Here is an 11,581-nt window from a genome sequence, read left to right as displayed (position 1 = left end):
TCGAACCAACGCCATCCGTGGCGGCTGCAAAATCCGCTCAGCGCAGCAGGAACATCGCGGCGGCAGAGCACAACACGACAACGTACAGAACGCACATGCCGATCTTGATCGGCCGCTCCCAATGACGAATGAGTTCCACGGTAGTTGGTCTCAGACTGCTCCCCTATTTGTGATGCTAATCACTTCTTTGGCGGTTCGCCAGTCGGGGGAAATCGGACGGCTGAACCCTGAAGACTCCCCGCGCCGCCCCCCTTGTCAGTGGAAAACAGCGGCTTGCCGGCGCGGCCAATGGACGGGTGGTGAGCGGGCCCCGGCGCCCCCATGCTGGAGACATGGCTTCCACAGGATTTCCGATGATTCCGCTCTCCGTGCTCGACCTCGCCCCCGTCTGCGAGGGCAGCGACCCCACCGGCGCCTTCGCCCACATGCTCGACCTGGCCCAGCACGCCGAGCAGTGGGGCTACCACCGCTACTGGCTGGCCGAACACCACAACATGCCCGGCATCGCCAGCGCGGCCACGGCCGTGCTGATCGGCCATGTTGCCGGCGGCACCCGCACCATCCGGGTCGGCGCGGGCGGGATCATGCTGCCCAACCACGCACCGCTGCAGGTCGCCGAGCAGTTCGGCACGCTGGCGTCGCTGTACCCGGGCCGCATCGACCTGGGCCTGGGCCGCGCGCCCGGTACCGACCAGGCCACCGCCCGCGCGCTGCGCCGTTACTTCGACGGGGCCGACACCTTCCCGCAGGATGTCGCCGAGCTGCTGCGCTACTTCCAGCCGGCGGTGCCCGGCCAGCTGGTGCAGGCCGTGCCCGGCGCGGGCGTGGAGGTGCCGGTGTGGCTGCTGGGCTCCAGCCTGTTCAGCGCGCGGCTCGCCGCGGCGATGGGCTTGCCGTTCGCCTTCGCCTCGCACTTCGCGCCCGACGCCATGGACGAGGCGCTGGCGATCTATCGCCGCGACTTCATGCCCTCCGAGCGGCTCAAGGCGCCGTACGCCATGCTGGCCTTGAACGTGGTCGCCGCCGGCTCCGAGGCCGAGGCGCGCAAGCTGTTCACCAGCCAGCAGCAGAGTTTCGTGAACCTGCGGCGGGGTCGCCCGGGGCGGATTCCGCCGCCGATCGATGACATCGAAGCGTTCTGGCAGCCGCACGAGAAGGCCGGGGTCGAGCGCGCGCTGGCCTGCACCGTGCTGGGCGATGCGCAGGCGGTGGGCGAGGGTATCGCCGCGTTCGTCGAGCGCCATCGGCCGGACGAGGTGCTGCTGACCGCCAACATCCACGACCACACCGCGCGGCTGCGTTCCTTCGAACTCGCCGCACAGGCCTGGCAGGCGCGCCACGCGGCCTGACGCCGCGCCGGTTCACGTCGCTTTGCGTGCCGATCGGATCGAATGACGGCACGCATTCAAGGAGCACGTACATGAGCCGACGCGAAGACGATATCCGCCAGCTGGCCGAACTGCTGCGCGACATCCCGGTGGCGATGTTCACCACCGTGGCGATGGACGGCCGGCTGGTGAGCCGGCCGCTGGGCACGCAGGAAGTGGAGTTCGATGGCGACCTGTGGTTCGTCACGGCCGCCAGCAGCCCGAAGATCGCCGAGATCGCGGCCAATCCGCGCGTCAACGTCGCTTACGCCGCGCCGGATCGCAACACCTATGTGTCGGTGGCTGGCCGCGCCGAAGTGCTGCAGGACCGTGCGCGCGTCGAGCGCTACTGGTCGCCGGCGATGCAGGTGTTCTTCCCCGGTGGCAAGGATGACCCGGAACTGCGCCTGATCCACGTGCGCGCCGAATCGGCCGAATACTGGAACAGCCCGGCGGGCCTGTTCGGCGCGGCGCTGCAATTCGTGCTCGGCGCGGTGGACGAGGAGCAGGGCGTGTTGTCGGAGAACCGGGTGGTGGACTTGCGGCGCGGGTGAACGCGCCGGCGCGCCCGCCGGGTGGCGCGGTGGCTTCAGGCGGCGCACCGGGGGGTGTCGCCCCCGCGAGCGCGGTGTTCCGGGTCGATGTGGAAGCGGCGCATATGCGGAAAGCATCCACGTCCGCGCCGCCTTCCCGCGAGGATCAGGTCAGCTTCGCCCACCAGTGCTGCAGCAACTCCACGAGCTGGTCCGAGGTGACACCGAACACCACGATCGAGGCGGTCGCCGCGGCCCAGCACACCAGCAGCAGCCCGCCATCGCGCTCCAGCAGCGCCAGCGCGAAGAACAGCAGGATCACGCCGAACAAGTAGTTGGTGAAAGGGATCGGCAGCGAGAGCAGCAGCCCGATCAGCACCAGCATCACGCCGGTCAGCGCATGCGCGGGCAGGGCGTCGAGCAGCCAGGACAGGCGGGGCTTGAGCAGGCGGTCGAGCCAGCGCAGCAGCGGCGCGATCTTGCCCACGAAACGCTGTCCGGTGCCACGTCGCGGGCCGCGGTTGGCGATGAACGCCGGCAGCCACGGCTTGCGCAGCCCGACGAGCATCTGCAGGCCGATCAGGATGGTCAGCGGACCGCTGACCGCGCCGCCCAGGCCCGGAATCGGGATGAACGCCGGCAGGATCGCCACGAACAGGAATACGCCGAACGCGCTCTGCTGCAGGTCGCCGAGGATGTCGCGCAGGCGAAGCAGTTCGTCCGGATCGCCGTGTTCGAAGGTCGAGAGCAGGGTGCGGATGCCCTCGTTGCGATAGTGCGTGGGCGCGTCGCGCGCGCCGGGCTCATCCGGCCGTGTCATCGCCTTCGCCCTCCTCGCTGAGGCGGGTGAGCAGCAGCTTGTCGATGCGCGCGCCGTCCAGGTCGATCACCTCGATGCGCCAGCCGGCCCAGTCGAAATACTCGCCCACGTTGGGAATGCGGCCGAAGTAGAAGATGCACAGGCCGGCGAGCGTGTGGTAGTCGCCTTCCTGCGCGTCGGGCAGCTCGGCGCCGCCGAGCACGTCGCGCAGTTCCTCCACCGGCAGCGAGCCGTCGATCAGCAGCGAGCCATCCTCGCGGGTGACCACCAGCGCGTCCTCGTCGGCGTTCTCCACCGCCTGCAGGCGGCCGACCACCGCGCCCATCAGGTCGCTGATGGTGACCAGGCCCTGGATCTCGCCATATTCGTCCACCACCAAGGCCATCGACTGCTGTTCCTCGCGGAAAATCTCCAGCAGCTTCATCGCGTGCGTCGACTCGGACACGAACAAGGTGTCGCGCAACTGCTGGAACAGCTGCGGCGCGGACGGGTCCATGTGGGTGACCAGCGACTTCACCTCCAGGATGCCGGCGATATCCTGGTCGTTGCCGCGATACACCGGGTAGCGCGAGAACTCATGCTCGCGCATCGTCTCCAGGTTGCGCTCCGGCGTGGCGGTGGTGTCCAGCCAGGCGATGCGGTTGCGCGGGGTCATCAGGCTGTCGGCGGTGCGGTCGCCCAGGCGCATCACGCGATTCATCATGTCGCGTTCGTGCTGGTCGATCACGCCCTGTTCGTGGCTTTCGCTCACCAGCAGGCGGATTTCCTCTTCCGACACCGCGCCGCGCGCATCGTCCTTGATGCCCAGCATGCGCAGCACGCCGCGGTTGATCGCGCCCAGCGCGGCGACGATCGGCTTGGCCGCGCGCGAGAGCCAGTACAGCGGGATGGCGACCACCGAGGCGATGCGCTCGGGGTTGGTCAGCGCCAGGCGCTTGGGAATCAGCTCGCCGAAGATCACGTAGCCGGCCGTGATCAGGGTGACCGCGGTGCCCACGCCGATGGGCGCGGCGTACTGCTGCACGCCCGGGAAGAAGTCGGACAGCCAGCTGGCGATGATCGTGCCGATGGCGTCACCGCCGAACACGCCGCCCAGGATGCCGATCAGGTTGATGCCGATCTGCACGGTGGACAGCAGGTTGTCCGGGTGCTCGGCCAGGGTCAGCGCGGTGCGCGCGCCCCGGCTGGTGGCGGCCATCTGCTTCAGGCGCAGCTTGCGCGAGGTCATCAGCGCCATCTCCGACAGGGCGAAGAAGGCGTTGAGGATGATCAGGAAAATAACGATGAGCAGTTCAAGCACGGGAATCCTCCCCGGTCGTTGAAGGGGAAGGGCGCATGCTGCATGGGGCGGGGGCGCCGGAGGCGGGCCCGCCAGGGGGCAAATAAGGGTCGTCGTCCATAGGGTGCGCCCGGCGGGCGCGTGGGAATCTTAACAAAGCCTGGGAAGGAACCGTGAATGCCCGGGTCAGCTGGCGCCCCGGAGCGTCCGCGCCGGCCAAATTACCCGGTTGGGTCATCGAACGGTCATAATTCCGCTGTTGCCGTCCCCTCCGCGACGGCTGGATGTGCCTTCTCCATGTTCTCCCTCCAGACGATCTTCGGCTCCGGCAAGCAGTTCTACACGCTTCTCGACGAGGCCGCCGAGGCCGCCTACGACAGCACCAAGGCCCTGCACGCGATGATGCGCGAGGCCGACCGCCAGCCCGCGCTGGACGCCTTCAAGCTCGCCCGCCTGCGCGAGCGCGCCGCCTCGGACAAGATCGGCCAGGCGCTGGTCGACTCCTTCATGACCCCGATCGAGCGCGAGGACATCGAGGCGCTGGGCTCGGCGCTGTACAAGATTCCCAAGCAGGTCGAGAAGTTCGCCGACCGCTACTCGCTGGCCACCCAGCACCTGGCCCACATCGACTTCGCCCCGCGCGCGGCGATGCTCGAGCAGGCCGCCAGCGTGGTGGTGGAGATGGTCCACGAGCTGCCCAAGATGAACATCGATCGCATGACCGCGCTCAACGACAAGCTGCGCATGATCGAGAACGAGGCCGACCGCCTGATGCTCGAGCTGTACCGCGACATCTACTCCGGCCGCCTGGACAACCTGCAGATGTTCCTGCTCAAGGAGTTCTTCGAGATCCTGGAAAAGGCCATCGACCGTTGCCGCGAGGCCGGCGTGGTGGTCTACCAGATCGTCCTGAAGAACAGCTGAGACCGCGCGCGTGCTTACCCTGGTCATTGTGGTGATCCTGGCCGCCCTGGTCTTCGAGTTCATCAACGGCTTCCACGACACCGCCAACTCCATCGCCACCGTGGTGGCGACCAAGGTGCTCTCGCCCGGCTGGGCGGTGATGCTCGCGGCGGGCATGAACCTGCTCGGCGCGCTCACCGGCACCGCGGTGGCGCTCACCATCGCCTCGGGCCTGCTCAACACCGGCGTGGTCGACGTCACCCCGCAGGTGGTGCTGTGCGCGCTGCTGGGCGGCATCATCTGGAACCTCATCACCTGGTGGAAGGGCCTGCCGTCCTCGTCCTCGCATGCGTTGATCGGCGGCCTGTGCGGCGCCGGCCTGGCCGCGGCGCAGAACAACTGGGACGCGTTGATCTGGTCGCAGAACGTCGGCGACTGGGCCAAGAACAAGGGCCTGCTGTGGAAGGTGTTCGTGCCGATGGTGACCTCGCCGGTGGCGGGCTTCCTGCTCGGCATCGTGGTGATGATGCTGTTGTGGGCGCTGATCGCCGGCGTCGCCCGGCTGCCCGGGCCGCTGAGCCGGCTGGCCCGCCCGCGGTGGGTCAACGCGTTCTTCGGCAAGGCGCAGATCGCCTCTGCCGCCTACATGGGTTACGCGCACGGCCATAACGATGCGCAGAAGACCATGGGCATCATCGCCATGACCCTAATCGGCGCCGAGCAGGTGGGTGCGCTGGACAACCTGCCGGGCTGGCTGGCGTTCCTGCATCCGGGCACCGGCGGCGACCAGCCGATCGCGCTGTGGATCGTGCTGACCTGCGCGGTGGTGATGGCGGCGGGCACGGCGTCCGGCGGCTGGAAGATCATCAAGACGCTGGGCCACAAGATGGTCAAGCTGCACCCGATCCACGGCTTCGCGGCGGAAACCAGCTCGGCGACGATCCTCACCCTGGCCGCGCACTTCGGCATGCCGGTGTCGACCACGCACAGCATCTCCACCGCGATCATGGGCGTGGGCTTCGCCAAGAACCCGCGCTCGCTGAAGTTCGGCGTGATCGAGCGCATCATCTGGGCCTGGATCCTGACGATCCCGGCCGCGGGCCTGGTGTCGTACATGATCCTGGAGCTGTTCCGGATGTTCGGCTGGACCTGAGGTCCGGCGGCCCGCGGAAACGAAAAGGCCCGCCAATGGCGGGCCTTTCTTTATCCGTCGCCGGGGGCGGTCACACTTCCAGCGAAGCCAGGTCGCCCTTGGACTCCAGCCACTGCTTGCGGTCGCTGGCGCGCTTCTTGGCCAGCAGCATGTCCATCAGCGAGCGGGTCTGCTCGCCATCGTCCACGGTCAGCTGCACCAGGCGGCGCGTGTCCGGGTGGATGGTCGATTCGCGCAGCTGCTCCGGGTTCATCTCGCCCAGGCCCTTGAAGCGGGTCACGCTGACCTGGCCCTTCATCTTCTCGCGGGCGATCTTGTCCAGCAGCGTGGTCTTCTCTTCCTCGTCCAGGGCGTAGAACACCTGCTTGCCCACGTCCACGCGGAACAGCGGCGGCATCGCCACGAACACGTGGCCGGCCGCCACCAGCGCGGGGAAGTGCTTGAGGAACAGCGCCGTCAGCAGCGTGGCGATGTGCAGGCCGTCGGAGTCCGCGTCGGCCAGGATCACCACCTTGCCATAGCGCAGCCCGTCGATCTCGTCCTTGCCCGGGTCGCAGCCGATGGCGATGGCCAGGTTGTGCACTTCCTCCGAGGCCAGCACGCTGCCGGAGGAGACTTCCCAGGTGTTGAGGATCTTGCCGCGCAGCGGCAGGATCGCCTGGAAATCCTTGTCGCGCGCCTGCTTGGCCGAACCGCCGGCCGAATCGCCTTCCACCAGGAACAGCTCGGTGCGCGAGAGGTCCTGGCTGATGCAGTCGGCCAGCTTGCCGGGCAGGGCGGGGCCCTGGGTGACCTTCTTGCGGACGATCTGCTTCTCGGTCTTCAAACGCGCGCTGGCGCGCTCGATGGCGATCTGCGCGATCTTCTCGCCGATCTCCACGTTCTGGTTGAGCCACAGGCTGAAGGCATCGTGCGCGGCGCCCTCGATGAAGCCGGCGGCCTGGCGCGAGGACAGGCGCTCCTTGGTCTGCCCGGAGAACTGCGGGTCGGTCATCTTCAGGCTGAGCACGAAGGCCACCCGGTCCCACACGTCCTCCGGCGCCAGCTTCACGCCGCGCGGCAGCAGGTTGCGGAAGTCGCAGAACTCGCGCAGCGCGTCGGTCAGGCCCGAGCGCAGGCCGTTGACGTGGGTGCCATGCTGGGCGGTCGGGATCAGGTTGACGTAGCTCTCCTGCACCAGCTCGCCCTCGGCGACCCAGGCCGCCGCCCAGTCCACCACCTCGGTGTCTTTCTTGAGGCTGCCGACGAACAGGTCGGCCGGCAGCAGCTCGCGCCCGCTCAGCTCGCCTTTGAGGTAGTCGCGCAGGCCGTCCTCGAAGTACCAGCTGTCCTGCTCGCCGGTGGCCTCGTCGAACAGCTTCACGGTCAGGCCCGGGCACAGCACGGCCTTGGCGCGCAGCAGGTGGCGCAGGGCGCGCGGATTGAACTTGGGCGTGTCGAAGTACTTCGGGTCCGGCCAGAAGCGCACGCGGGTGCCGGTGTTCTTCTTGCCGACCGTGCCGACCACCTCCAGCGGGGTGGCGCGGTCGCCGTCGCGGAAGGTGATGCGGTGTTCACTGCCTTCGCGGCGGATATGCACCTCCACCAGCTTGGACAGCGCGTTGACCACGCTCACGCCCACGCCGTGCAGGCCGCCGGAGAAGGTGTAGTTGCGGTTGCTGAACTTGCCGCCGGCGTGCAGGCGCGTGAGGATCAGCTCCACGCCGGGGATCTTCTCCTCCGGGTGGATGTCCACCGGCATGCCGCGGCCGTCGTCGGAGACCTCGCAGCTGCCGTCCTTGTAGAGCGTGACCTCGATGGTGCGGGCGTGGCCGGCCAGCGCCTCGTCGACGGAGTTGTCGATGACTTCCTGGGCCAGGTGGTTCGGCCGCGCGGTGTCGGTATACATGCCGGGGCGGCGCTTGACCGGATCCAGGCCGGAGAGGACTTCGATGTCGGCGGCGTTGTAACGGGTGTTCATGCAGCTCGCGATGGCGTGAGACGACGCGCAAGTGTGGGGTCTGGGGCGGTTTTTTGCACGTCCATGCCCGGCATTCAGTGCGCGGCCGGTCGCCGCTGGCTACCCTTTGCCTTGTCATCCATGCCTTGTGGCCCCACATCGGGGGCAAGGTGCAGCCGACAGGAGAACTGCGATGAAGACCCGTCACATTCTGATGCTCGCCGCCGGCGTGGCCGCGCTGGCCGCCATTCCGCTCGCCATGGCCCAGCAGAAGAGCGGCCAGACCGAGGCGCTGGACCAGCGCGGCGCGCAGGCCCAGCAGACGGCCGATGCCCAGGCCCAGGCCGATGCCGATGCGCGCGCCCAGCGCCGCGCCGCCGCCGCCGCGCAGAAGGACCGCGCGGTGAAGGAAGGCAAGGTCGGCGGCAAGGAAGAGGAAGAGGAAAAGCCGCTGCGCTGATCCCGCCGCCTTCGTGCGCCATCCCGACGCCCCGGCTCCGGCCGGGGCGTCTGCTTTTTTATGAGACCGCCGCGCGCAGTGCTTGGGCAAAGCGCCGGCAACCTGTAAACTATGGCTTTCCGGGAGGCCTTGAGCCATGACCCCCCTGATCTTCGTTACCGGCGGCGTAGTGTCCTCGCTTGGCAAGGGCATCGCCGCCGCTTCGCTTGCGTCCATCCTCGAAGCACGTGGCCTGAAGGTCACGATGATGAAGCTGGACCCCTACATCAACGTCGACCCGGGCACGATGAGCCCGTTCCAGCACGGCGAGGTGTACGTCACCGACGACGGCGCCGAGACCGACCTGGACCTGGGCCACTACGAGCGCTTCGTGCGCACCCGCCTGTCGCGCAAGAATTCGGTCACCACCGGCCGCATCTACGAGAACGTGATCCGCAAGGAGCGCCGGGGCGACTACCTGGGCGCCACCGTGCAGGTGATCCCGCACATCACCGATGAAATCCGCCGCTGCATCGACGAGGCCACCGAGGGCTTCGACGTGGCGCTGGTGGAGATCGGCGGCACCGTCGGCGACATCGAGTCGCTGCCGTTCCTGGAGGCGATCCGCCAGGTGCGCACCGAGCGCGGCGCGGAGAAGGCGATGTTCATGCACCTCACGCTGGTGCCCTACATCGCCGCGGCCGGCGAGCTGAAGACCAAGCCCACCCAGCATTCGGTCAAGGAGCTGCGCTCGATCGGCATCCAGCCGGACGTGCTGCTGTGCCGTTCCGAGCAGGCGATCCCGGATTCGGAGCGCCGCAAGATCGCGCTGTTCACCAACGTCTCCGAGCGCGCGGTCATCAGCGCCGCCGATATCGACGTGCTGTACGGCATGCCGCTGGAGCTGCACCGCCAGGGCCTGGACGAGATCGTCATCGACCAGTTCAAGCTGCGCGACAAGGCCGGCGCGGCTGATCTTTCCGAGTGGGCGGCGGTGGTCGATGCGGTCAAGCACCCGCTGGACGAGGTCACCATCGCGGTGGTCGGCAAGTACATCGATCACCAGGACGCCTACAAGTCCGTCGGCGAGGCGCTCAAGCACGGTGGCCTGCGCCAGCGCACCAAGGTCAACCTGAAGTGGCTGGAAGCGCAGGAGCTGGAAGGCACCGACATGGCGGCGCTGTCCGACGTGGACGGCATCTTGGTGCCGGGCGGCTTTGGCGACCGTGGTTTCGAAGGCAAGGTGCTGACCTCCCAGTACGCCCGCAAGACCGGCGTGCCGTACTTCGGCATCTGCTACGGCATGCAGGCGGCGGTGGTGGATTTCGCCCGCCACGTGGCCGGCCTGGAAGGCGCCAACAGCACCGAGAACGACCGCCAGTCGCCGAACCCGGTGATCGGCCTGATCACCGAATGGCGCACGGCCACCGGCGAGGTGGAGAAGCGCGACGAGAAGTCCGACCTGGGCGGCACCATGCGCCTGGGCCTGCAGGAGCAGCGCCTGAAGCCGGGTACGCTGGCGCGCGAGCTGTACGGCAAGGACGTGGTGGCCGAGCGCCACCGCCACCGCTACGAGTTCAACAACCGCTATCGCACCCAGCTGGAAGACGGCGGCCTGGTGATCGCCGCCAAGTCGATGGACGACACGCTGGTGGAGATGGTGGAGCTGCCGCGCGAGACCCATCCGTGGTTCCTGGCGTGCCAGGCGCATCCGGAATTCCTCTCCACCCCGCGCGACGGGCATCCGCTGTTCATCGGCTTCATCCGCGCCGCGCGCGAGCGCAAGGCCGGCGGCAAGCTGTTGAAGGAAGCGCGGGCCTGACCCATATAGGGCCTGTCCCGCGTCGCGGGGCAGGCCTGCCGATTTCCACGGGCACGCTTACGCCAATGCCCGAATTCCCAGGAGTGTCGTGATGAAACTGTGTGGCTTCGAAGTGGGGCTGGATCAGCCGCTGTTCCTGATCGCCGGCCCGTGCGTGGTCGAGTCGATGCAGCTGCAGCTGGACGTGGCCGGCCGGCTGAAGGAGATCACCGGCAAGCTCGGCATGAACTTCATCTTCAAGTCCAGCTTCGACAAGGCCAACCGCACCTCCGGCAACAGCTTCCGCGGGCCGGGCCTGGAAGAGGGGCTGAAGGTGCTGGCCGAGGTGAAGAAGCAGATCGGCGTGCCGGTGCTGACGGACGTGCACGAATACACGCCGATGAACGAGGTGGCGGCGGTGGTGGACGTGCTGCAGACGCCGGCGTTCCTGGTGCGCCAGACCGATTTCATCCGCAATGTCTGCTCGGCGGGCCTGCCGGTGAACATCAAGAAGGGCCAGTTCCTCTCGCCGTGGGACATGAAGCCGGTGGTGGAGAAGGCCAAGTCGACCGGCAACCAGGACATCATGGTGTGCGAGCGCGGCGCCTCCTTCGGCTACAACAACCTGGTCAGCGACATGCGCTCGCTGAGCGTGATGCGCGATACCGGTTGCCCGGTGGTGTTCGACGCCACCCACTCGGTGCAGTTGCCGGGTGGGCAGGGCACCAGCTCCGGCGGCCAGCGCGAGTTCGTGCCAGTGCTGGCGCGCGCGGCGGTGGCGGTGGGTGTTTCGGGCCTGTTCGCCGAAACCCACCCCGATCCGAGCAAGGCGCTGTCCGACGGGCCGAATGCGTGGCCGCTGGACAAGATGGAAGTGCTGCTGGAAACCCTGCTGGCGTTGGATTCGATCACCAAGAAGCATGGGTTCATTGAATCCACGGTGTGATCGCGTTCAATAAGTTTGTCCTGACGGCCGCCTTTTTAGGCGGCCGTTTTGTTTGTTGCGGTGAATGGGTTCGCGCTCGGCGCCTCCCTATCGCGCGCGGTGGGCGGGGGGCAGCCCCTATCGGGACACGCCAAATACCGCATCCATGCGGGGCTCGTAGGGCGACGTCCATGTCGCCCTACGGTCCCGATAGGGGCTGCCCCCCGCCCACCTCCATCGTCTCGATGCGAGCGGATCGAAGATCAAGAGCGGGCAGCGCCGCGCTTTTTTGATCTTCAGGCCGCTGCCGGACTTGTTCGGGGGCGCCCGGGGCGATGCCCTGGCGGGGGCGTGGGGCGACATGGATGTCGCCCTACGAGCCCCGCATGGATGCGGAAGTTGGCGTCCCCCGCCAGGGCATC

General features: G+C 67.7%; 10 protein-coding genes. 7 read left to right on the top strand and 3 right to left on the bottom strand.

Going from position 1 to position 11,581, the window contains the following annotated elements; translation table 11 throughout:
• Positions 1-353 precede the first annotated feature (353 nt).
• Positions 354-1,349, top strand: a complete 996-nt coding sequence (locus P6166_RS14700; RefSeq protein ID WP_277765195.1) for an LLM class flavin-dependent oxidoreductase — start codon at positions 354-356, stop codon at positions 1,347-1,349.
• A gap of 71 nt (positions 1,350-1,420) precedes the next feature.
• A complete protein-coding gene (locus P6166_RS14695; protein WP_277765194.1) occupies positions 1,421-1,921 on the top strand; it encodes a pyridoxamine 5'-phosphate oxidase family protein in 501 nt (166 codons plus the stop codon).
• A gap of 145 nt (positions 1,922-2,066) precedes the next feature.
• Here the strand turns inward: P6166_RS14695 and P6166_RS14690 are convergent, their stop codons facing one another.
• Positions 2,067-2,720, bottom strand: coding sequence for an exopolysaccharide biosynthesis protein (locus P6166_RS14690; protein WP_277765193.1), 654 nt, complete (start codon positions 2,718-2,720; stop codon positions 2,067-2,069).
• Positions 2,704-4,020, bottom strand: a complete 1,317-nt coding sequence (locus P6166_RS14685) for a hemolysin family protein (RefSeq protein WP_277765192.1) — start codon at positions 4,018-4,020, stop codon at positions 2,704-2,706. The genes P6166_RS14690 and P6166_RS14685 overlap by 17 nt, the downstream gene beginning before the upstream one ends.
• A 276-nt stretch (positions 4,021-4,296) precedes the next feature.
• On the opposite strand from P6166_RS14685, the gene P6166_RS14680 reads away from it, so the two are divergent.
• Positions 4,297-4,923 (top strand): DUF47 family protein, encoded by a 627-nt coding sequence (locus tag P6166_RS14680; protein WP_130319030.1) that lies wholly within the window; start codon positions 4,297-4,299, stop codon positions 4,921-4,923.
• Between the two features lie 10 nt (positions 4,924-4,933).
• A complete protein-coding gene (locus tag P6166_RS14675; RefSeq protein ID WP_277765191.1) occupies positions 4,934-6,055 on the top strand; it encodes an inorganic phosphate transporter in 1,122 nt (373 codons plus the stop codon).
• 70 nt (positions 6,056-6,125) lie between these two features.
• On the opposite strand, the gene parE is transcribed toward P6166_RS14675, so the two are convergent.
• Entirely contained in the window at positions 6,126-8,015 is a 1,890-nt protein-coding gene (gene parE / locus P6166_RS14670) for a DNA topoisomerase IV subunit B (RefSeq protein WP_277765190.1), read from the bottom strand.
• A gap of 172 nt (positions 8,016-8,187) precedes the next feature.
• On the opposite strand from parE, the gene P6166_RS14665 reads away from it, so the two are divergent.
• The 3 genes from P6166_RS14665 (at position 8,188) to kdsA (ending at position 11,180) form a co-directional block, all read left to right on the top strand.
• The gene (locus P6166_RS14665; RefSeq protein ID WP_277765189.1) at positions 8,188-8,454 is read left to right on the top strand and encodes a hypothetical protein; all 267 of its coding nucleotides are present in this window, start codon (positions 8,188-8,190) and stop codon (positions 8,452-8,454) included.
• 136 nt (positions 8,455-8,590) lie between these two features.
• Positions 8,591-10,255, top strand: coding sequence for a CTP synthase (locus tag P6166_RS14660; RefSeq protein ID WP_277765188.1), 1,665 nt, complete (start codon positions 8,591-8,593; stop codon positions 10,253-10,255).
• Positions 10,256-10,346: 91 nt separating this feature from the next.
• Positions 10,347-11,180, top strand: a complete 834-nt coding sequence (kdsA, locus tag P6166_RS14655) for a 3-deoxy-8-phosphooctulonate synthase (RefSeq protein WP_277765187.1) — start codon at positions 10,347-10,349, stop codon at positions 11,178-11,180.
• Positions 11,181-11,581: the final 401 nt, after the last annotated feature.

The organism is Stenotrophomonas sp. HITSZ_GD (assembly GCF_029543105.1).
Taxonomy (GTDB): domain Bacteria; phylum Pseudomonadota; class Gammaproteobacteria; order Xanthomonadales; family Xanthomonadaceae; genus Stenotrophomonas_A.
Note: the sequence above shows the minus strand (reverse complement) of the source record. Positions and strands in the feature narration are given on the sequence as shown.